Below are 21,164 nucleotides of genomic sequence, written 5' to 3'. Positions count from 1 at the left end.
AAGTCGATCGATAATTTTCCGAAAAGCTGAGGCAGAACTTGAAAAAACTTTCCAAAAAACTCATAATTATATTAACTAACTTTGTAAGGTGAGAAAAATGGAATTGTATTTTGTGAGACACGGGAAAACTGAATGGAACTTAGAAGGAAAATATCAAGGTGGACATGGCGATTCACCACTGTTGCCGGAAAGTTTGCATGATATCGGTCTTTTAGCTAAAAGGTTAGAGGATATTCCAATCGATAACATGTATTCCAGTCCTTTGCAGCGCGCTAAGACGACTGCTAAAACTTTGATTAAAGACTTGAATCGTCCAATTCCCTTAACAATTGTGCGTGATTTACGTGAATTTGATTTAGGAATCATGGAAGGTCGAAAGTTTTCCGAATTAGAAACCGAAATGCCTGAAGTCATCTATGCTTTTCGGCATCAACCACGGGACTATGACTATGGTTTGATTCGGGGAGAATCCTTTGAAAAAGTTGCTGATCGCACAACTCGTGCCGTCAAAAAAATCGTCGCTGCAAATAAAGCCGACAGCAATCTAGTGATTGTAAGTCATGGTGCTGCTTTAGTAACTATGATTCAGTCTCTTCTAGGAACCAAGATTGCCGACGTTCGGAAAAATGGCGGACTGTCCAATACCAGTTTGACTCACCTTCGGTATGAAAATGATGAATTTAGTTTAATTAAATGGAATGAAACAAGTTATTTGAACAAGAAGATGGAAAGTTCAGATACTATTTGAGGTAGTTATGAATAAGCAAGCAGAAGAGTTATTTAATCAAGGTGACAAAGAAGCGGCTATTAAATTGATCGTCGCTGATTTGAACAAGAATCCCAAACAATTGCCAGAAATTTTACAATTATCTACTTACTTAGTGCAAGCAGGAGATTTGGAACAAGCTGAAGAACTTTTAGCCCGTTCTTTGGAAATGTTCAAAGATAATCAAGATTTACTCTATAACCTTGGCAATGTTTATTACTTGGCCGATAAGTTCGATAAGGCTAATGAAATCTTTCAAAATTTGATCGATGATAATTATGCTTTCGAAGCTTATTTTATGATGGCAAAAACCTTGGATCAGCAAGGTCAAAAGCAAAAAGCAATCATGTATGCTTTGACCGCTGTAGAAAAGTCGCCGAAGGATCAACAAGCAAATGAATTACTAGCTGATTTATTGCTGGCTAACGGTAACTTTCAAGAGTCACTTAGATTTTATCAGGATGCTAATAAAATCAAGCCAGAAGCCAAATATTACTTCAATATGGCTCTGTGTGCCATGAATCTCGATCAAGATTACCAAGTCTTTCTGAAGAAATCGAGAGAATTAGATGAGAATTACTACTTGAAGAATGAAAAAAAGCTAGCTGATTTACAAAAATTTATCGAGCAAGGAGATAGCGATGACGGAAAGTAACGAAAAGCCTTATTTCTTAGGCACTGTCAAAGCCATCTTTTTTGAAAATCCCGATAACTTGTTCAAAATTTTTACGATCAAAGTTAAAAAGACCAATACTGATTGGGACGCTGGCGACATCGTAGTTACTGGTAGTTTTGGCGAAATCGTCGAGGAAGAAGAGTATCGTTTTGAAGGTGAGATCGTTGATCATCCGAAGTACGGTAAGCAATTCAAGGCTACTTCATACAAACGCAGTCGTCCCAGTGGCCGCAAAGAGTTAGTCAAGTTTTTCTCGAGTGATGAATTTCCTGGCATTGGTAAGAAAAAAGCTGAAAAGATTGTCGACGAATTAGGCGAGAATGCGATTGATAAAATCTTGCAAGATCCGCATGCGTTGGACTTCTTGAAACTTGGCGAAGAAAAAACACAGACGATCATCGAACAAATTTCCAGTAATCACCAAACAGAACAAGTTTTGTATCAGTTGAATAATTACGGCTTTGGACCAACTCTAAGTGCGCGTATTTATCAAAAGTACGGTGCGCAAACAATCGATAAATTAACAGAAGATCCTTATCAGTTAGTGATCGATGTTAAAGGTGTCGGTTTTAAGCGGGCGGATGAGTTAGCAAAAAGATTAGGAATCACAGGCGATGATCCCCGTCGAATCAAGGGTGCTTTGATTCAAATGGTCAGTCTTTTGATCAATGAAACAGGCGATACTTACGTTGATGGACAAGAATTGATCAAGCGAGTCAGTGGTGTTTTAAGAGCTGGTAGTGGGCCTGATTTACAGAATAAATTACTGGCAGGATTAAGAAACCTAGTTAAAGATGGTGTTTTAACGGTTGAAGATGGCAAGATTTATCAAAAGGACCTTGCTGATAGCGAGTGGTCGATTGCTCAATCCTTAAAGATGATCACGGACAGTTTTAAGGGTGTTCCTTGGCAACAAAAGGATTTAAAGAAGCAATTAGATAAAATTGAACGTAATTTCAAAGTTGAATATGATGACTCGCAACGACAAGCCATCGAACATTCTTTGAATTCGCCGATCTTTCTGTTGACAGGTGGACCCGGTACTGGGAAAACGACGATTATCAATGCGATAGTCTCAGCGTATGCAAAGTTAAATGACGTGACCTTAGATCCCAGTTCAGAGGATTTTGCCATAGCTTTAGCAGCACCAACTGGTCGGGCGGCGAAGCACATGGGAGAGGCTACTGGCCTACCAGCTAAAACGATTCATCGCTTGTTGGGACTGACTGGTACAGAGGATGATGAGTTCGCTGAACCGAGTTTGGATTGCAAACTGCTGATCATTGATGAGATGTCGATGGTCGACACACAATTGTTTAAGATTTTGATATCTGCAGTTCAACCGGGTACGCAAATAGTTTTAGTAGGTGATCGTGATCAGCTGCCATCAGTTGGCCCTGGTCAAGTTTTCGCTGACTTGATCAATAGTCAAGCTTTTCCAACGACTATTCTAAAGAATATTCACCGTCAAGATGAAGATTCCACAATCATTCAATTAGCTCATGATATTAATGAAGGTATTATCGTGGACGGAATTTTTCAAAATCGAGCTGACCGTAGTTTTATCAGTTGTACTAGCCGAGATGTTCCACATGTTTTATCACAGATCGTCGACAAATCGAGTGAACGCGGGTTTGATATTGCTGATGTGCAGGTATTAGCTCCTATGTATCGAGGAACGGCAGGGATCGATAACTTGAATGTTGTTATCCAAAACGTCGTTAATCCGATGAAGCCAAAGCGCAAGGAAGTTTCTGTCGGCAATACTAAGTATCGAATTAATGATAAAGTCGTCTATTTGGTTAATACGCCAGAAGATAACGTCTTTAATGGTGAAATTGGTAAAATTATTGGAATCATCCTGGCAAAGGAAAATACTGATCATGTCGATAAGTTAGTCATTGATTTTGATGGGAATGAAGTCACTTTGAATCGCAAAGATTGGATCAATATCACCTTGGCTTACTGTACCTCGATTCATAAATCGCAAGGTTCTGAGTTTGAAATGGTGATTTTACCCTTAGTGAACGAAGAATCGCGAATGTTGCGTCGTAATTTGTTGTATACAGCTGTAACTAGAGCTAAGCGGTTACTGATCATGGTTGGTGATCGAAGTGCTTTTGAACGCTCAATCAGAGATCAATCGAGTGAACGTCGAACAACTTTAAAAGAACGAATCTTTACAACTTTCAAAATCAATCAAAAAGCAGCTCCGGATGAAGCTGTTGAAGTTAGTGATGATAATCAAGAAACAGATTATCGGTTAACTTTAGATATGGTGATGAATAATGCTATCAATCCGATGATTGGGATGGATGGTATTACGCCAAATGATTTTCTTGATTCAGCGGCTAGTTAAATTTGTTAATTAAAGAAAAAGGATCCCGCTTCATGTTGATGAAGTGGAATCCTTTTTTTGATATGAATCAATTAGAAAAACTACATCTAATGATTGATGGGCAACCAGAATGGATGTTGATCAACTTGAAAATGAAAATCAAATTCACTAGGAGTTAATTCTTCGCCATCCATCTGACCAAACTGATCAGTGGCATTTTTTAAGGTAAATGAATCTCTTTCAATATGCCAGACATTTTTATCTTTTAGATGAGAGCCATTGGTCAGCAAGCGTGTAAATAAATTAATAAAAGTTAAACCAGTAATTTTTTTGACAACGACCAAGTTTAGATGGTGGTTGAAGGGATTAGCCGTGGGATCAATCGCGAAACCACCACCAAAATAAGGATGATTGGTAGCAACCACGATATAAGCCGAATTAAAGTGCTTGGCTTGATGATCATAATCGACGTCCAACCCAAAAGCTGGTTGTAATTTAATTACTTTCAACAGATTAGTGAAATAAGAAAATGTTCCCAAGTGTAATTTGTTCAACAATTCCTTACGAGTCGAATGATTGGTGTAATACACCGTACTGGCATCGAACCCAATACCGATATTATTAATAAAGTAATGGGAAAAGTGGGGCCCGACAGCTTTACCGATATCGATAGTTTGAGGTGTCTTCATTGATAAAATAGCTTGCATTAAGATGACAGGGTTCTGATTCTTCAATTTGATACCACGGCAGAAATCATTGCCAGAGCCACCGGGAATATAACCCAGCGGCGTGTTTGGATAAGCCGAAGTTTTCACGCCGTTAACGGATTGATTTAAAGTGCCATCGCCTCCGATGACAACGATTTTAGTGTTGTCTTGATGCTGATTTGCCAACATGTTAGCAATTCTAACTCCGTCGCCATCTTTTTTAGTCAAGTGAATTTCGTATTCGAGTTGAATGCTATCAAGAAAGTTAGTTACTTTTTTGCAAGCACTCTTGGCATGACCATTTCCGGCAAGTTGGTTGAGAATAATTTCAATTTTATTTGTATCCCTCATTTTTATACCCTTTAAATAAAAAAAGTAGATCAAAATGATCTACTTAGATTGAAGTTCCTATTAACATTGGTAAGATTACTGGATTTCTAGCAGTACGTTTGTATAAGAAGTCTTGTAATCCCTCAATAATAATACGTTTTAAAGCAGCCTCAGTAACTTTTTCATCTTCATTCTCAAAGGCATTCTTGATCAAATGGAAGACACGCTTTTGTGCTTGATTGATCAATTCACCAGATTCACGCATATAGACGAAACCACGTGAAAGAATATCTGGTCCAGCAAGAACGATATGTTTTTGATAGTCAATTGTTGCCACGACTACAACCATTCCTTCTTCTGAAAGAACTTGACGGTCATGGATCACAACATTTCCAATATCACCGACACCTTTACCGTCGACATAAACATCGCCAGCAGGGAAGTGTCCAGCAACACGGGCAGTATCTTTAGTTAGAGCTAAGACATCACCGTTTTCCAATAAGAAAGAGTGATCTTGTGGTACATCACATAATTCAGCCAATTCAGTGTGAATCTTCAACATCCGATACTCACCGTGAATAGGCATGAAGAACTTAGGCTTCATTAAACGAAGCATTAATTCTTGTTCCTCTTGGCCACCGTGACCAGAGGCATGGATATTGTTGACTTTACCATGGATGACTTCAGCACCAGCTTCAGAAAGTTGGTTGATCAAATGGTTAACACTGATCGTATTACCAGGAATTGGGTTACTTGAGAAAATAACGGTATCTCCTGGTTGAATTGTAATCTGTCTGTGAGTTCCATTTGCGATACGACTCAAGGCAGCCAATGGTTCACCTTGAGAACCGGTACAGAGGATCAAGGTTTCACTGGCAGGTGTTTGATTCAATGCGTGCGGATCGATCAGCATGTTGTCAGGGATATTCAAATATCCTAATTCACGACCATTTTCAATCGCTTGTTCCATACTGCGACCGAAGACAGCAATCTTTCGACCTTGTTGTAAAGCAGCGTCAACCGCTTGGGAAATACGATAAATATTTGAAGCAAAGGTAGCGAAGATAATTCGTCCTTGAATAGTTTCAAATATTTGATGAATCGTTAGACCAACTGAACGCTCAGACTTAGAGAAAGTAGGTATTTCAGCGTTAGTACTATCAGATAGTAAACATAGAACACCTTTAGCTCCTAAGGCAGCCATCTTCTGTAAGTTAGGTGAAGGTAGTCCAGCTACAGGTGTTAAGTCAAACTTAAAATCACCAGTTTCAACGATAATACCTTGTGGCGTATGAACGGCAATTCCTAAAGTATCAGGAATTGAGTGAGTTGTTCTAAAGAATGAAACGCTTGTCTTAGGGAATTTGATGACATCATCTTCGTGTAAGACGTGCATTTCTGTGGTACGTAGTAAACCGTGTTCCTCCAATTTACCCTTAATCAATGCACATGCTAGTGGACCGGCATAAATAGGAATATTGGGAAGCTTTTGGAGAAGGAAAGGAATACCACCAATATGGTCTTCGTGACCATGAGTAATGAATAGACCTTTGATCTTGTCCTTGTTTTCTACTAAGTAACTGTAGTCTGAAATGACATAGTCAATTCCAAGGAGTTCGTCTTCAGGAAACTTGATTCCGGCATCAATCACGATCAATTCGTCTTGATATTGAACTCCATACATATTTTTACCAATTTCGCCAAGGCCCCCGATGGCAAAAACGGCAACTTCGTTATTTTTAACTTTAAACGACATTAACTAAAACTCCGTCAATTTAAAATCAGGGCTCTTCTTTTCGTACTCAAGGTGTTTTTCATCGAGTTCCTGAATAAATTCAATTTCGTAGTCAGTATTTTTTTCAACGGCTGCACGTACTTCAATGCTTGAAGCGGCATCCATATAAAGTGAATGTGTAAATTCACGACGGGGGTTATCTAGTTCACTTGTTTGATATAAAACTTTATAAATCAATATTTGTTTCTCCTTTAGTTGAATTAAATGAAACAGGTCAGTTTCATTTGACTTTTTTTCCAGTCCATTTGTGCAGTAATCAATAGATAGCACAATTCTACCATATATAAGAAAGTAAGTATACTTACACCAGACTAAGAAATTACGATCGTACTTGGGTCAAGATCAAATGGAGCAGTCTTGTTGATCTTGTCGTAGTACAAGTGACCGTTTAAATGATCGATTTCGTGTTGGCAAACGATAGCAGGGTAATCTCTGACACGTAGAGTTTGTTGATTGCCATCGAAGTCATCGTACTTGATCGTAACGCGATCAGCCCGTGGAACAAAGCCTTGAACGTCGTTATCGACTGATAGACAACCTTCACCCTCAGAGAGAGCAGCTTTTTGAACCGAGTTTCTCACGATAACTGGGTTGATCAAAGTGATCTTTAATAGGGGCTTGTCGGGATCATCGTCGTTTGGTACCAATACCGCAGCCATCATTTTTGAAACGCCCACTTGAGGAGCGGCTAAACCAACGCCAGCTCTTAGTTGATGCTTTTCGGCGTATTCTTCATCTTGACTCTTGATAAGATATTCCATCATGTTTGCAGCTAGTTTTTTGTCGTCATCACTTAGTGGAAATTCAACCTTAGCTGCAACTTTTCTTAAAACTGGATCGCCATCACGGACGATATCTTTCATAAAATACATATTTTCCTCCAAATGTTTAATAGTACAAAATTTACCTTAGTAATATTATTATAGATTAATTTTCATCAAAAATAGAAATATTTGAAAAAAAAGTTAGATAAGTTTCATTGAAAACTATCTAGCTTTTTTTAGCAACCATTTCTGAGTGCTAATTTTGTGATAATGAAAAGTAAAATGCTAAACTATTATTGTATATGTTACCGATTACAGGGTCACATAAAAAATACTGGAGGTTTGAGAAATGAAGTTAATTGATTACGGTGTCAGACATGATGAGAAGAAGTATATTCAGGAATGGTCTCAAGCAAATGGGATCGAAGTAAAGATCGTCACAGATCTGTTAACTCCTGAAACTGTCAAAATGGCTGAAGGTTATGATGGGGTCGTTGCATATCAACAACTTCCTTATGATGAAAAAGTTTTCGATCAAATGAATGAGTATGGGATTCACGTAATTTCGTTGAGAAACGTCGGGGTGGACAATGTTCCAGTTGAGGCCTTGAAACGAAACCAGATTCGTTTAACCAACGTACCAAGCTATTCTCCAGAAGCTATCGCTGAATATTCAGTGATTGGCTTGATGGCTCTATTGCGGAACATGAAACACATGATCCGTAAAGTTGACCAAAATGACTTCCGTTGGGCTCCTGATATTGGACGTGAATTGAACCAATTGACTGTGGGAGTTGCTGGAACGGGTCGTATTGGTCGCGCTGCTATAAAAATTTATCAAGGTTTTGGCGCTAAAGTTATTGCTTATGATAAGTTTCACAACCCTGAGATCGAAAAAGAAGGTCTCTATGTTGATGATCTCGACACTTTACTTAAAGAAAGCGACGTTGTAACTTTACACATTCCAAGTTTAGGTAAAGGCAATACTTTGATCAACAGCAAGACCATTTCCGAAATGAAAGACGACGCTATCGTAATCAATACTGCCAGAGGCGATTTAGTAAATACGAGTGATCTTTACGATGCCGTTGCGGGTGGAAAACTTTATGGTGCTGTGCTCGATGTTTATGAAAATGAAGTCGGTATTTTTAATTCTGATTTAAGCGATCAAGGCTTGACAGATGAACTTTTAGAAAAAGTGATCAAGAGCCCAAGATTCATTTTGACACCTCACATTGCTTTCTATACAACCAAGGCTGTCAAGAATATGGCCACTGTTTCACTCAATTCGATGGTCGAAGAATTAAACACTGGTACATCAAAAAATGAGGTTGATTTCAGCAAATAGTTAGATATTTCACAATGTTAATGAAATTTTTTTTCGTGAAAGAAAGCCTAAACCCCTTGTTTTTTAGGGGATCAATGGTAGACTAAAATTATATGAAAGCCCTTACAGTATTCACAAGGGATGAGTTTTTTGAAAGGACTGTGGAGAATGGCAAATAAACCTATTGTTGATTTTGAATCAATTAAAAATAATTTAGCAGATAATCCAAAGCCTATTCAGGTTTTGAATGAAAATGCTGAAATAACTAATCAAGAAATTTTTGATACTTTTTCTGATGACGACTTAGTTGAATTTATGAAAAAGATGGTTTGGGAACGTGCATTGCACGAACAAACTATGAACTTCTCTCGTCAAGGACGGATGGGATTTTACGCACCTACTGAAGGTGAGGAAGCATCTGAAATGGGGACTGTCTTAGCAATGAAAAAGCAAGACTATCTGCTTCCTGCCTATCGTGATGTTCCACAATTGATTCAACACGGTGCAACCGTGACTGAAGCTTATCTTTGGTCAAGAGGACACGTTGTTGGTAATAAGTTCAAGGCTCGTTCAATGATGCCACAAATCATTATCGGTGCTGCTTATGTTGAAGCTGCTGGTGTTGGTTTAGGTATCAAGAAGAATAAAGAAGAAGATACGATTGCATTCACTTATACCGGTGATGGTGGTACTTCTCAAGGTGATAGTTATGAAGGGATGAACTTTGCCGGAGCATATCAAGCACCTGTCTTATTTATCGTGCAAAATAATGGCTTCGCTATTTCAACTCCTCGTGTAAAGCAAACAGCTGCTCCAACCTTGGCTCAAAAAGCTGTTGCAGCGGGTATTCCTAGTGTTCAAGTAGACGGTATGGATATCTTGGCTTGCTATGCAGTTGCTAAGGCTGCTCGTGATTACATGGTTGCTGGAAATGGACCTGTCTTGATTGAAACTTTGACATATCGTTTCGGTGCCCACTCAAGTGCTGGTGATGATCCTAAACGTTACAGAACTAAGGAACAAGAACAACCTTGGTTCGATAAAGATCCATTGATTCGTTTGAGAAAGATCTTGGAAGACAAGGGACTTTGGTCAGAAGATCAAGAAGACAAATTAGTTGAAGAGTACAAAGCAAGCTTCAAGGAAGCTATCAAGGAAGCAGATGATGTTCCAGCTGATAAAGTTTCCGATATGTTGAAACGTACATTTGAAATTCCAACTCCAGAAATGAAACAAGAAATTGAAAAATTCGAAGCAAAGGAGTCGAAGTAAAAATGGCTAAGAAAACTTATATTCAAGCAATTACAGACGCCTTAGACATTGTTCTTGAAGACGATCCAAAAACATTGATCTTCGGTGAAGATGTTGGTAAAAATGGTGGTGTTTTCAGAACTACTCAAGGACTTCAAGAGAAATATGGTGAAGACCGAGTTTTCGATACTCCACTTGCTGAATCAGGAATTTTAGGATTGGCAACTGGTCTTGGTTTGACTGGCTGGCGTCCACTACCAGAAATCCAATTCATGGGCTTTTCATTCGAAGCTGTTGATCAAATTGCTGGTCAATTGGCAAGAATGCGTTTTAGATTCGATGGTTTAAAGAATGCTCCGGTAACTATCAGAACTCCATATGGTGGTGGTACTCACACTGCTGAAATGCACGCTGATAACCTCGAGAACTTCTTCACTGGAATCCCAGGACTACGTGTCGTAATGCCAAGTAATCCTTACGATGCTAAAGGTTTGTTGATCTCATCAGTTGAAAATAATGACCCTGTATTGTTCATGGAAAACTTGAAGTTGTATCGTTCAATGAAAGACGATATTCCTGATGGTAAATATACTGTACCTTTGGATAAGGCCAATGTGGCTCGTGAAGGTAATGATATTACAATCGTCGCTTATGGAGCCGAAGTAAGTGAAGCTCTTAAAGTTGCCGATACATTGGCAGAAAAGAATATTTCCGCTGAAGTTATTGACTTGAGAACAGTTTCACCTATTGACACTGAAACAATTTTCAAATCAATTGAAAAGACTCACAAAGTAGTAATCGTTCAAGAAGCACAAAAGATGGCCGGTGTTGGTGCTCAAGTTGCATCAGCAATCGCCGAAGATGCTATCCTTTCACTCGATGCACCTATTGGTAGAGTCGCTGCTCCAAACAGTGTCTATCCATTTGCTCTTGGTGAAGACATTTGGATTCCACGTGCTAAAGAAATTGAAGAAAAAGTAAACGAAATTCTCAACTACTAATAATCGAAGGAAGGGAAAAGAACTATGGCATACAAATTTAAATTACCAGAACTTGGTGAAGGTATGGCTGAAGGTGAAATCGCCAGCTGGCTTGTAAAAGAAGGAGACACCGTTAAAGAAGATGACTCTTTAGTTGAAATTCAAAATGATAAGTCAGTCGAAGAATTACCATCACCTGTTTCTGGTACTGTTAAACAAATTGTTGCTCAAGAAGGGGACACAGTAGAGATCGGTGATACTTTGATCGTGATCGACGATGGTTCTCCAGATTCTGGCGACGATGAAGCACCTGCACCAAAAGCTGATGAAAAGAAAGAAGCCGCTCCGGCAAACAATGCAGCTCCTGCACAAACTGCCTCAGCACAACCTGCTGCAGCTCCAACAGGTTCTGCGAATGCTAATTATTTAGCAATGCCATCTGTTCGTCAGTATGCACGTGATCAAGGTGTTGATCTTTCAACAGTAACTCCTAGTGGTAAACATGGTCAAATTACCAAGAGTGATATTGATGCATACAAGAGTGGCAATCCAGCTGCTGCAGCACAACCTGCTGCTTCGACTGCTGCAACTCCAACAGCTGCTGCTCCTGCACAACCAATCACGCCATACAAGTCAGCTACACCTGAACTTGAAACTCGTGAAAAGATGTCACTAACTAGAAAAGCTATTGCTAAAGCAATGTTAACTAGCAAGCACACTGCTCCACACGTTACAAGTTTTGATGACGTTGAAGTTTCTGCTTTGATGGCTAACCGTAAGAAATATAAGGCAATTGCTGCTGACAAAGGTATTCATTTGACATTCTTGCCATACATCGTGAAAGCTCTTGTAGCCGTAATGAAGGAATATCCAGAATTGAATGCTTCAATCGACGATTCAACTGAAGAAATCGTCTACAAGCACTATTACAATGTCGGAATTGCTACAAATACTGAACACGGACTTTACGTACCAAACGTTAAGAATGTTGATTCTAAAGGTATGTTTGAAATTGCTAAAGAAATCACTGAAAACTCACAAGCTGCCTATGACAACAAGTTGAGTATGGATAAGATGTCCGGTGGTTCAATCACAATCAGTAATGTCGGTTCAATCGGCGGCGGCTGGTTCACACCAGTTATCAATTATCCTGAAGTTGCAATTCTTGGTGTTGGTAAGATTGCCAAGGAACCTTATGTTGATGAAGATGGCAATATTCAAGTAGGAAATATGTTGAAGCTATCATTGAGTTATGACCACAGATTGATCGATGGTGCCTTAGCCCAAAATGCTTTGAACCTCTTGAAGAAGTTATTGCATGATCCAGATATGCTATTAATGGAGGGCTAGTTTAAAATGGCAGAAAACGTAATAGAAAAAGATACCGTTATTATTGGTTCAGGCCCTGGTGGCTATGTTGCCGCAATCAGAGCTTCTGAATTAGGACAAGATGTTACCGTAATTGAAAAATCTGATACAGTTGGGGGAGTTTGTTTAAACGTTGGTTGTGTGCCTTCAAAGGCTTTGATCACAGCTGGACACAGACTTCAACAAGCTAAAGATTCTTCGACTTATGGAATTACTACAAGTGATGCCACAATTGACTTTACTAAGACACAAGCTTGGAAAGATGAAAAAGTTGTAGCCAGAATGACTGGCGGTGTACAGATGCTGTTGAAGAAACATCACGTTGAATTGATCAATGGTGAAGCATATTTAGACAGTGATACACAATTGCGGGTCATGCCAAGTGGTCCTAGACAATTTATGGACAATGGCGGTGGCCAAACAATCAAGTTTAAGAATTTAATTTTAGCAACTGGTAGTCGTCCAATTGAAATTAGAGGTTTCAAGTTTGATGACCGTGTGATCGATTCAACTGGTGGTTTAAACTTGAAAGAAGTTCCTAAGGAATTCATCATCATTGGTGGTGGCTATGTCGGAACAGAATTAGCCGGTGCATATGCTAACCTTGGTTCACACGTAACCATTCTTGAAGGTTCTCCAAATATCATTCCTAACTTTGAAAAAGACATGGTTTCAATTGTGAAAAAGAACCTTGAAAAGAAAGGTGTCACAATTATTACCAATGCCATGGCTAAGAAGAGTGAAAATAAAGGCGATAGTGTTGAAGTAACTTATGAAGTCGATGGTCAACCAACAACATTAACGGCAGACTATTGCATGGTTACTGTCGGACGTCGTCCAAATACTGACAATTTTGGCTTGGAAATGACAAATGTTAAGACAACCGACCGTGGTTTAGTTGAAGTCGATCAACAAGGTAAAACATCCGTCGATCATATCTACGCAATCGGTGATATTACTCCGGGACCAGCTTTGGCTCACAAGGCTTTCTTTGAAGCTAAGACAGTTGCTGGGGCAATTTCAGGTAAGAACACTGCCAATGACTATATTGGTGTTCCAGCCGTTTGTTTCACCGATCCTGAGTTAGCTAGTGTGGGATTGACTGAACAAGATGCTAAAGATAAGAACATTGAGGTCAAAGTGGCTAAGTTCCCATTTGCAGGGAATGCCCGTGCTGTTTCACTAGATGCCGCTGAAGGATTTGTTAAATTAATTGCTGAAAAAGATACTGGTACTTTGTTAGGTGGTCAAATCGTTGGTCCTGGTGCTAGTGATTTGATCTCTGAATTGAGTGTAGCTGTTAACTGTCAATTGAATGCGGAAGATATTGCTCTAACAATTCATCCACATCCAACACTGGGTGAACCAATTCAAGAAGCTGCCGATATTTTGATCGGTTACCCTACTCATATTTAGCACGACTTTTATTTAGAAACCGTAATATGTTTATTTCGTATACTAAATGAATTTTAAGAGGAAAAAAGCGATGCAATTGCACCGCTTTTTTTGTATAGTAGAGTAAAAGCCAAGGGAGATTGCCTTATGCAAGAGAATTATAGTTATCCGCTCGATGCTGCCTGGAGTCAAAGTGATATTGTTACGGTGATTGCATTGTATAATGCGGTTGAGAAAGCCTATGAAGGTGGTATTAAGCGCGATGAGTTTTTGCAAAAGTATCGAGCTTTTCAACAAGTGGTTCCGATGAAGATGGAACAAAAACGTTTAGACAAGGAGTTTGAACTGGAATCGGGTTATTCGATCTATCAAGTCTTCAAACGCTGTCAGCAAGCTAAGGCTAGCGAGAAAGTCAGGATTTCAAATGGAAATAAAAAGTAGAGAAATCGATAAATTTTTAGTTGAACTGCTTAATCAAGTCGGTGCTAATTTACGTGAGGACTCAGTCAAAAAAATGTCTGTGGACACGAAGAAGAATCGCAACGACTTAGTAACAAATTTCGATAAAAAAACCGAACGATTTATCAATGATGCAATCAAAAAGGCCTATCCACAAGCAACAATCGTTAGTGAAGAAGGCTATGGCGATTTAGTTAAGGACATGTCAGGTTTGGTCTTTTTTGTCGATCCAATCGATGGAACGATGAATTTTGTTAAACGTGGCGATAATTTTGCATCAATGATTGGCGTTTACATTGACGGTGAACCGTTAATTGGTGCTATTATAGATGTCATGGATAATGAAATTTATCACGGCGGCAAAGAAATTGGTTTATTTATCAATGATCAAAGAATTGAAGAACCAAAGAATCTGCCCCTGATAGAAGGGCTAGTTGACGTATCCGCTCCAATGGCTTTGAGCAATCGATTTTCGGTGCAAGATGTCATTAAGAAGAGTAGCGGTTTTCGAGTTTATGGGAGTGCTGGAATTATTTTTGGCCATCTTTTGACTGGAAAAGAGGTCATGTATATGTCATACTTAGCTCCTTGGGATTTAGCCGCTGGACGCGTTATGTGTGAGGCTGCAGGGATGAGCGTTGTTAGTATTGACGGTGCCCCAATAAATATGTTAGAATCACAAGTCGTAATAGTTGGTACTCAGAAAGTTGTTTCTGAAGCGCTAAAGACACTTAAAACGCGTTAGTGAACTGTGACAATCATTCACAGTTTTTTTATTGCTAGTAATTTAAACACGTATTTACGGAAGGAAGAACTAACTTGACTAAGAGAAGAGAAGATATTAGAAATATTGCGATTATCGCTCACGTTGACCACGGTAAGACTACATTAGTTAACGAAATGCTAAAACAATCAGATACATTGGGTTCACATTATGAAATTCAAGATCGTGCCCTTGATTCAAATGCTATTGAAAGAGAACGTGGTATCACAATCCTTTCTAAGAATACAGCTGTTGATTACGATGGCAAGAAGATCAATATTTTGGATACACCAGGACACGCGGACTTCGGTGGTGAAGTTGAACGTATCATGAAGATGGTTGATGGTGTATTGTTGGTTGTTGATGCCTATGAAGGTACAATGCCACAAACACGTTTTGTTTTGAAGAAAGCTTTGGAACAACACTTAACACCTATCGTTGTTATCAATAAGATCGACCGTCCAGGTGCTCGTCCAGAAGAAGTTGTGGATGAAGTTCTTGAATTGTTCATTGAATTAGGTGCCGACGACTCACAACTTGATTTCCCAGTTGTTTATGCTTCAGCTATCAACGGAACATCAAGTTACTCATCAGATCCTGCTGATCAAGAACACACAATGAACCCAATTTTCGATACAATTTTGAAGACTATCCCAGCACCAGTTGATAATTCTGACGAACCATTACAATTCCAAGTTGCTTTGCTTGATTATAATGATTACGTTGGTCGTATCGGTATCGGTCGTGTGTTCCGTGGTAAGATCGCAGTTGGTGATAATGTTACCGTTATGAAACTTGACGGTTCGACTAAGAACTTCCGGGTAACTAAGTTATTTGGTTTCTTAGGTTTGAATCGAGTTGAAATCAACGAAGCTAAAGCTGGAGACTTGATTGCAGTTTCTGGTATGGAAGATATCTATGTTGGTGAAACTGTTACACCAGTCGATCATCAAGAAGCACTTCCATTGCTACGTATTGATGAACCAACACTACAAATGACATTCTTACAAAATAATTCACCATTCGCTGGTCGTGAAGGTACAGAAGTTACTGCCAGAAAGATTGAAGATCGTCTAAAGAGACAATTGCACACTGATGTTTCACTTAAAGTTGAAGACACAGATCAAGCTGGTGCTTGGTTAGTTTCAGGTCGTGGTGAACTTCACTTGTCAATCCTTGTTGAAGAAATGCGTCGTGAAGGTTTCGAATTGCAACTATCACGTCCAGAAGTTATCTACAAGACAGTTGACAATCAAAAGTGTGAACCATTTGAAGAGGTAACCATCGATACACCTGATGAATATGTTGGTTCCGTTATTGACTCAATGTCACAAAGAAAGGGTGACATGGTCAACATGGAAAGTACTGGAAATGGTCAAACAAGACTTATTTTCTCAGCACCATCTCGTGGTTTGATCGGTTACTCAACTGAATTCCTATCAATGACTGGTGGTTATGGTATTTTGAACCACACATTCTCAGAATACAAACCAGTTGTTAAGAACTGGAACCCAGGTAGAAGAACTGGTGCTTTGGTTTCAATCAACCAAGGTCCATCAACAACATATTCACTTCAATCAGTTGAAGACCGTGGTACATTGTTCATTGGTGCCGGTGTTGAAGTTTATGAAGGTATGATCGTTGGTGAAAGTAGCCGTGATCAAGATATCGCTGTTACTGTTACTAAGGGTAAGAACCTTACAAATACTCGTGCTGCTGGTAAAGATCACGCTGCTGCTATCAAGACTCCTAAGGATATGTCACTTGAACAATCAATCGAATTCCTAAATGAAGACGAACTTTGTGAAGTAACACCTAAAAACGTTAGATTACGTAAGAAGATCTTGAACACAAACGAACGTAAGAAGTTTGACAAACAAAAGAAAAATACAAAATAATTAATTAATAGATGAGGGGTTTAGACGATTAGTCTTAACCTCTTTTTTTTGAAGTGGATTTCTTGCCAAGGGACGTTTTTTTATCGAATTGTTTGGTGGTATAATCTTATTATCAGATTTTTAGGAGTTCGATTGTGAAAAAAATCAGGAAAATAGACTTATGGATAGTTATTCCCTTTGTGTTATTACTCGGCATTGGGATAGTAATGGTTTATTCAGCTAGTTTTTACAATGCATTGATTGCTGGCGGTAAGACTGACCAATATTTGATCAAACAAGCTTCATATGCGGTTGTGGGACTCTTTTTATGCTATATAACTTTCATGTTGAAAGAGCGGGTTCTTAGAAATCAGCGAATACTGAGTTTCGTCATGGTCGTGACTTTAGGCTCGCTATTTTACTTGTTAGTTAGAGCTGTTTTAGTGCCCAGTAGTCGAGTCAATGGTGCATCGGCCTGGATTAATTTGGGCCTGATCAACTTTCAACCTTTGGAATTGTCAAAATTATTTCTAATTATGTTTTTGGCTTTAGTGCTAACGAACAAAGAGTCTCGTTTGCTCACTAAGAATGGCTGGCGAGAGGTTATCAAAGAAGTGGTTCAGCCCCTGGTTGTAGTGGGCTTAATCATTACGATGGTCTTTTTTCAGCCCGATATTGGTGGGGCTTTAATTTTATCGCTGATTACGCTAGTTTTAATCACTTCTTCAACCATTCCAGGTAAGTTGATTTCGCAGCTTGTGGCCATTTTGATAACACTTTTTGTCGCAGCGCTAGTCGTTATTACAAAATTTCCGCCAGCTTTTGTCAGACATAATTATGCCTATCAAAGATTTTTAGCCATGGAGCATCCTTTCCAATTGGAACAGCATGCTGGAGCACAATTGGTCAACTCCTTTTACGCCATCAGTAATGGGGGGATCTTCGGCGTCGGACTTGGCAATAGTATCCAAAAGCGGGGCTATTTACCAGAACCACATACAGATTTTATTATGGCAATCATCAGTGAAGAATTGGGATTCGTTGGTGTATTAGTTATTTTAGGACTTTTGATGATAATTATTTTACGAATGATTTCCTTAGGATTTCGTTCTAAGAAGACTTATAATTCTTTGATTTATTACGGGGTGGCGACGATGATCTTGGCGCAAACGGTCCTTAATGTCGGAGGATTGTTAGGTTTAGTACCATTGACTGGTGTAACTTTGCCATTTATTAGTTATGGTGGTTCTAGTATGTTAGTTTTGTCTGTTGCGTTAGGGGTAGTTTTGAATCTGGAAGCGACAGCAAAATTTGAAAAAGTTAAAAAAGGGTGATCCTATGTATAAAAAAGTAGAGCGTCAGGCACTTTATGTCTGGGTCTACTCATTAAAGTGGAGAAAAAAGTTACAACGTTATGGAACGATTTATTACACTTCTCCCAAGATGAAATATGTCATGCTTTATGTGAATTCAAATAAAGTGGCTGAAGTTAAGAAGGAATTAACTTCAAAAAATTATGTCAAACGGGTTGTTTTAGCACATCGTAAGGAACTCGATGAACATTTTGTTTTAAATTTTAATAAGTCAAATGAGGAAGATCAATGAAGGTTGTTTCAGGAAAGTTTCGCGGTTTAAATTTAAAGGCAGTACCGACTAACAATACTCGTCCAACTTCAGCCAAAGTTAAAGAAGCTGTTTTTAGTATGTTGTCGCCTTATTTGGTTGACGGCGTGGCTTTGGACTTGTTTGCCGGAACTGGTAGTTTAGGTATTGAAGCAGTCTCTCGTGGTTATCAAAAAGCTTATTTAGTGGATAAGGCCTACAAAGCAATCAATACCATCAAGGAAAACGTTGAAAAGACACGGTCAAGCGATAACTTCATCGTGATGAAAACATCCGCCACAGATGCGTTAGCTAAATTTACGGAAGACCAAGTCAAATTTGATTTAGTCTTTCTTGACCCACCTTATCGTATGAAAATAACCGAGCAGATCATTAAAGATATGGTAATCAATAATCTGTTGAATGATGGCGCCATTATCGTTGATGAAACTGATTATCAAATTGACCTGAATGATTTTGATCAGATCGAATTGTTGAAAGAAAAAAGTTATAAAGATACCAAAGTAGCCTTGTATCGATTTGGAGGATAATATGCCAAAAAAAATTGGACTCTTTGTCGGAAGTTTTGATCCGGTGACTTTTGGTCACTTGGATATCATACGTCGGGCAGCCAGTTTGTTTGATCGGTTATACGTGGCACCGATGACTAATACGTCGAAGAATTATTTATTTACTTATGAAGAAAAAAAGCGTTTCATTGAAAACGAGATTGAGGATTTGCAAAATGTCCAAGTCGTAGACGCTAAGGGGCAATTAACCGTTAAGTTAGCCAAAGAACTTAATGCTAATTTTTTGGTACGTTCCATGAGAACAGCCGATGATTTTAAATACGAATCTGGAATTTCCGCAATCAATCGCATTTTAGATAAAAAAATTGAAACAATATTTCTGCTTGCTGACCCTAAGTATGCTACGATATCATCATCAATGATGAAAGAAGTTGCTAGTTTCGGCGGGGATATCTCAGGTTATGTTCCTTCGGCAGTGGCACATGCATTGATAGAGAAGTACAGGAAGGACTAATTAATTTTGAAATTCAATAAAACTAGAAACAAAGTTTTCGGTGGAATTTTTATTTTCATCGTTGTTGTAGCCTTTTTCTTGATGCCTACGGGCTACTATTTGGAAGTCCCAGGTAGTGCAGAAGATACTTCTCAATTTGTTCAAGTCGATGGCAAGCATGATAAGGCCAAAGGTAATCTATTGCTGACTACGGTTGGAATCGTCAGTGGAACGCCATACACCTTGATCAAGTCATTAGGAAATAATTTTGAAACAATTTATTCGCAACAAGATTTAATGGGCGACGAGAACAGTCAGCAGTATTTTCAAGTTCAGAAGTACTATATGAAATCTGCTCAAAATAATGCTATCCAGGCGGCTTATTCTAAAGCTGGCAAACCATTTACTAAGAAGTATTTAGGAGTTTATGTAATGGATATCATGGACAATTCTGCTTTTAAAAAGAAATTGTCGATCGGTGATACTATTACCTCTATTAATGGCTATCATTTCAATAATTCGACTCAGTTTATTAATTATGTTAGAAAACAAAAAAAGACTTCGACCGTGAAAATTAGTTTCTTACATAACGGTAAGAAAGAAACTGCAAGTGGCGGTTTAGTAAAATTGACTGATACGAAGCGTTTTGGACTCGGTATTACCTTAACCGATAATACTGAAGCCAAAGGTAATCCACCAACAAAAATCAATGCTGGCGATATTGGAGGACCTTCAGCAGGTCTAATGTTTACCTTGCAAGTTTACTCACAGGTAGCTAATAAAGACCTGAAAGCTGGTCGAACGATTGCTGGTACTGGTACGATCGCTCCTGATGGAACAGTTGGACCAATCGGTGGAATCGAAAAGAAGGTTTATGCAGCATCTCAAGAAGGGGCAACGATCTTCTTTGCACCAAATGATCCCATTACTAAAGAGATCAAGAAATACGATCCAAGTTACGTCAATAATTATCATTTAGCACTTCGAGCAGCTAAGAAACTTCATACTAAGATGAAGATCGTACCAGTTAAGAATTTAAATGATGCGATTAATTATCTTGAAAAGACAAAACAGTCCAAATAAGGGCTGTTTTTTTTCGTACTTTAGTTTGAGGTGATAGAGATGGATAAAATCTTGGATTATTGTAAACGAGAAAAAATTACTATTTTAATCAGCGTCGTGGTTATTTTGTTAGGAAGCGGTTATTTTTTGACTCATCAGTCCAAAACCGTTACAGCTCAAGAAAAAGTGGAGAACACGGCTCCAGTCAAGAAAACTAAGTCACTTCCCACCAAGCCTAAAACCAACAATTCTAAGCAACTTTTAGTAGTCGATATTGAAGGGGCGGTTCAAAAACCAGGTGTCTATCGTTTGAAAAAAGATTCGATTGTACAAGATGCATTAGCCCAGGCGGGTGGCGTGAATGCTCAAGCTGATATGACTCAAATAAATCGAGCTAAGAAATTGACTGATCAGATGCAACTTTATGTTCCAATCAAGGGTGAAAAAACTCCCTCAGTGACGACTGGTGGGAATACGAATAGTGAAAAAAAGGTCGTTAATATCAATACAGCTACGGTCGATGATTTTAAAGATGTCAGTGGAATCGGTCCCAAGAAGGCCGAAAAGATTATCGCCTTTCGTGAACAAAATGGTGACTTTAAGGACCTGCATGATTTGACCAAGGTTTCGGGATTCGGTGAAAAAACGATTGAGCGCCTAAAGGATCAATTGACGGTCTAA

At 38.8% G+C, this 21,164-nt stretch carries 21 protein-coding genes; 17 read left to right on the top strand and 4 right to left on the bottom strand.

Annotated features, from left to right (window positions below; translation table 11 throughout):
- Positions 1-97: 97 nt before the first annotated feature.
- Genes ACG72T_RS04515 through ACG72T_RS04505 form a run of 3 tightly spaced genes read left to right on the top strand, consistent with a single transcriptional unit; the run spans position 98 to position 3,801 of the window.
- On the top strand, positions 98-748 hold the full coding sequence (locus ACG72T_RS04515; protein ID WP_395264889.1) for a histidine phosphatase family protein: 651 nt from the start codon (positions 98-100) through the stop codon (positions 746-748).
- A 7-nt stretch (positions 749-755) separates the two neighbouring features.
- On the top strand, positions 756-1,421 hold the full coding sequence (locus ACG72T_RS04510) for a tetratricopeptide repeat protein (RefSeq protein WP_395264887.1): 666 nt from the start codon (positions 756-758) through the stop codon (positions 1,419-1,421).
- Positions 1,408-3,801 (top strand): ATP-dependent RecD-like DNA helicase, encoded by a 2,394-nt coding sequence (locus ACG72T_RS04505; protein WP_395264886.1) that lies wholly within the window; start codon positions 1,408-1,410, stop codon positions 3,799-3,801. Before ACG72T_RS04510 ends, ACG72T_RS04505 begins: the two co-directional genes overlap by 14 nt.
- An 86-nt stretch (positions 3,802-3,887) precedes the next feature.
- On the opposite strand, the gene ACG72T_RS04500 is transcribed toward ACG72T_RS04505, so the two are convergent.
- From ACG72T_RS04500 to def, 4 genes are all read right to left on the bottom strand, one after another.
- Positions 3,888-4,838 (bottom strand): diacylglycerol/lipid kinase family protein, encoded by a 951-nt coding sequence (locus tag ACG72T_RS04500; protein ID WP_395264884.1) that lies wholly within the window; start codon positions 4,836-4,838, stop codon positions 3,888-3,890.
- Between the two features lie 43 nt (positions 4,839-4,881).
- Positions 4,882-6,573 (bottom strand): ribonuclease J1, encoded by a 1,692-nt coding sequence (gene rnjA, locus ACG72T_RS04495; RefSeq protein ID WP_395264882.1) that lies wholly within the window; start codon positions 6,571-6,573, stop codon positions 4,882-4,884.
- Positions 6,574-6,576: 3 nt separating this feature from the next.
- Positions 6,577-6,789 carry a DNA-directed RNA polymerase subunit epsilon gene (locus ACG72T_RS04490; protein ID WP_395264880.1) on the bottom strand — a complete coding sequence of 71 codons (213 nt, stop codon included), beginning with the start codon at positions 6,787-6,789 and terminating at the stop codon, positions 6,577-6,579.
- A gap of 134 nt (positions 6,790-6,923) precedes the next feature.
- Complete coding sequence (gene def / locus ACG72T_RS04485) at positions 6,924-7,484, bottom strand: peptide deformylase (protein ID WP_395264878.1); 561 nt, start codon at positions 7,482-7,484, stop codon at positions 6,924-6,926.
- A 241-nt stretch (positions 7,485-7,725) separates the two neighbouring features.
- On the opposite strand from def, the gene ACG72T_RS04480 reads away from it, so the two are divergent.
- The 14 genes from ACG72T_RS04480 (at position 7,726) to ACG72T_RS04415 (ending at position 21,164) form a co-directional block, all read left to right on the top strand.
- The gene (locus ACG72T_RS04480; RefSeq protein WP_395264877.1) at positions 7,726-8,724 is read left to right on the top strand and encodes a D-2-hydroxyacid dehydrogenase; all 999 of its coding nucleotides are present in this window, start codon (positions 7,726-7,728) and stop codon (positions 8,722-8,724) included.
- A gap of 147 nt (positions 8,725-8,871) precedes the next feature.
- Complete coding sequence (pdhA, locus tag ACG72T_RS04475) at positions 8,872-9,975, top strand: pyruvate dehydrogenase (acetyl-transferring) E1 component subunit alpha (protein WP_395264876.1); 1,104 nt, start codon at positions 8,872-8,874, stop codon at positions 9,973-9,975.
- A gap of 2 nt (positions 9,976-9,977) precedes the next feature.
- Positions 9,978-10,955: an alpha-ketoacid dehydrogenase subunit beta gene (locus ACG72T_RS04470; protein WP_395264875.1), complete on the top strand. Its 978-nt coding sequence runs from the start codon at positions 9,978-9,980 to the stop codon at positions 10,953-10,955.
- 24 nt (positions 10,956-10,979) lie between these two features.
- The gene (locus tag ACG72T_RS04465; RefSeq protein ID WP_395264874.1) at positions 10,980-12,284 is read left to right on the top strand and encodes a 2-oxo acid dehydrogenase subunit E2; all 1,305 of its coding nucleotides are present in this window, start codon (positions 10,980-10,982) and stop codon (positions 12,282-12,284) included.
- A gap of 6 nt (positions 12,285-12,290) precedes the next feature.
- On the top strand, positions 12,291-13,718 hold the full coding sequence (lpdA, locus tag ACG72T_RS04460; protein ID WP_395264873.1) for a dihydrolipoyl dehydrogenase: 1,428 nt from the start codon (positions 12,291-12,293) through the stop codon (positions 13,716-13,718).
- Positions 13,719-13,844: 126 nt separating this feature from the next.
- Positions 13,845-14,138 (top strand): UPF0223 family protein, encoded by a 294-nt coding sequence (locus ACG72T_RS04455; protein WP_395264872.1) that lies wholly within the window; start codon positions 13,845-13,847, stop codon positions 14,136-14,138.
- On the top strand, positions 14,122-14,901 hold the full coding sequence (locus tag ACG72T_RS04450; protein ID WP_395264871.1) for an inositol monophosphatase family protein: 780 nt from the start codon (positions 14,122-14,124) through the stop codon (positions 14,899-14,901). Before ACG72T_RS04455 ends, ACG72T_RS04450 begins: the two co-directional genes overlap by 17 nt.
- A gap of 74 nt (positions 14,902-14,975) precedes the next feature.
- A complete protein-coding gene (gene typA / locus ACG72T_RS04445) occupies positions 14,976-16,817 on the top strand; it encodes a translational GTPase TypA (RefSeq protein WP_395264870.1) in 1,842 nt (613 codons plus the stop codon).
- 134 nt (positions 16,818-16,951) lie between these two features.
- Complete coding sequence (locus ACG72T_RS04440) at positions 16,952-18,130, top strand: FtsW/RodA/SpoVE family cell cycle protein (RefSeq protein ID WP_395264869.1); 1,179 nt, start codon at positions 16,952-16,954, stop codon at positions 18,128-18,130.
- A gap of 4 nt (positions 18,131-18,134) precedes the next feature.
- On the top strand, positions 18,135-18,401 hold the full coding sequence (locus tag ACG72T_RS04435; RefSeq protein WP_395264868.1) for a YlbG family protein: 267 nt from the start codon (positions 18,135-18,137) through the stop codon (positions 18,399-18,401).
- Positions 18,398-18,949, top strand: a complete 552-nt coding sequence (rsmD, locus tag ACG72T_RS04430; protein WP_395264867.1) for a 16S rRNA (guanine(966)-N(2))-methyltransferase RsmD — start codon at positions 18,398-18,400, stop codon at positions 18,947-18,949. The genes ACG72T_RS04435 and rsmD overlap by 4 nt, the downstream gene beginning before the upstream one ends.
- A 1-nt stretch (position 18,950) precedes the next feature.
- Positions 18,951-19,442 carry a pantetheine-phosphate adenylyltransferase gene (coaD, locus tag ACG72T_RS04425; protein WP_395264866.1) on the top strand — a complete coding sequence of 164 codons (492 nt, stop codon included), beginning with the start codon at positions 18,951-18,953 and terminating at the stop codon, positions 19,440-19,442.
- Between the two features lie 6 nt (positions 19,443-19,448).
- Positions 19,449-20,504, top strand: coding sequence for a SepM family pheromone-processing serine protease (locus ACG72T_RS04420; RefSeq protein WP_395264865.1), 1,056 nt, complete (start codon positions 19,449-19,451; stop codon positions 20,502-20,504).
- Between the two features lie 39 nt (positions 20,505-20,543).
- The gene (locus tag ACG72T_RS04415; protein WP_395264864.1) at positions 20,544-21,164 is read left to right on the top strand and encodes a helix-hairpin-helix domain-containing protein; all 621 of its coding nucleotides are present in this window, start codon (positions 20,544-20,546) and stop codon (positions 21,162-21,164) included.

The sequence above is a fragment of the Companilactobacillus sp. FL22-1 genome (assembly GCF_043951805.1).
Taxonomy (GTDB): Bacteria; Bacillota; Bacilli; order Lactobacillales; family Lactobacillaceae; genus Companilactobacillus.
The sequence above is the reverse complement of the archived record's forward strand: the minus strand, read 5'-3'. Positions and strand labels throughout refer to the sequence as shown.

Excerpts from the sequence above, each read along its gene's own strand:
- ACG72T_RS04515 (WP_395264889.1), top strand. The coding sequence starts at position 98 with ATGGAATTGTATTTTGTGAGACACGGGAAAACTGAATGGAACTTAGAA.
- ACG72T_RS04510 (WP_395264887.1), top strand. The coding sequence starts at position 756 with ATGAATAAGCAAGCAGAAGAGTTATTTAATCAAGGTGACAAAGAAGCG.
- ACG72T_RS04505 (WP_395264886.1), top strand. The coding sequence starts at position 1,408 with ATGACGGAAAGTAACGAAAAGCCTTATTTCTTAGGCACTGTCAAAGCC.
- ACG72T_RS04500 (WP_395264884.1), bottom strand. The coding sequence starts at position 4,838 with ATGAGGGATACAAATAAAATTGAAATTATTCTCAACCAACTTGCCGGA.
- rnjA (WP_395264882.1), bottom strand. The coding sequence starts at position 6,573 with ATGTCGTTTAAAGTTAAAAATAACGAAGTTGCCGTTTTTGCCATCGGG.
- def (WP_395264878.1), bottom strand. The coding sequence starts at position 7,484 with ATGTATTTTATGAAAGATATCGTCCGTGATGGCGATCCAGTTTTAAGA.
- ACG72T_RS04480 (WP_395264877.1), top strand. The coding sequence starts at position 7,726 with ATGAAGTTAATTGATTACGGTGTCAGACATGATGAGAAGAAGTATATT.
- pdhA (WP_395264876.1), top strand. The coding sequence starts at position 8,872 with ATGGCAAATAAACCTATTGTTGATTTTGAATCAATTAAAAATAATTTA.
- ACG72T_RS04470 (WP_395264875.1), top strand. The coding sequence starts at position 9,978 with ATGGCTAAGAAAACTTATATTCAAGCAATTACAGACGCCTTAGACATT.
- ACG72T_RS04465 (WP_395264874.1), top strand. The coding sequence starts at position 10,980 with ATGGCATACAAATTTAAATTACCAGAACTTGGTGAAGGTATGGCTGAA.
- lpdA (WP_395264873.1), top strand. The coding sequence starts at position 12,291 with ATGGCAGAAAACGTAATAGAAAAAGATACCGTTATTATTGGTTCAGGC.
- ACG72T_RS04455 (WP_395264872.1), top strand. The coding sequence starts at position 13,845 with ATGCAAGAGAATTATAGTTATCCGCTCGATGCTGCCTGGAGTCAAAGT.
- ACG72T_RS04450 (WP_395264871.1), top strand. The coding sequence starts at position 14,122 with ATGGAAATAAAAAGTAGAGAAATCGATAAATTTTTAGTTGAACTGCTT.
- ACG72T_RS04435 (WP_395264868.1), top strand. The coding sequence starts at position 18,135 with ATGTATAAAAAAGTAGAGCGTCAGGCACTTTATGTCTGGGTCTACTCA.
- rsmD (WP_395264867.1), top strand. The coding sequence starts at position 18,398 with ATGAAGGTTGTTTCAGGAAAGTTTCGCGGTTTAAATTTAAAGGCAGTA.
- coaD (WP_395264866.1), top strand. The coding sequence starts at position 18,951 with ATGCCAAAAAAAATTGGACTCTTTGTCGGAAGTTTTGATCCGGTGACT.
- ACG72T_RS04415 (WP_395264864.1), top strand. The coding sequence starts at position 20,544 with ATGGATAAAATCTTGGATTATTGTAAACGAGAAAAAATTACTATTTTA.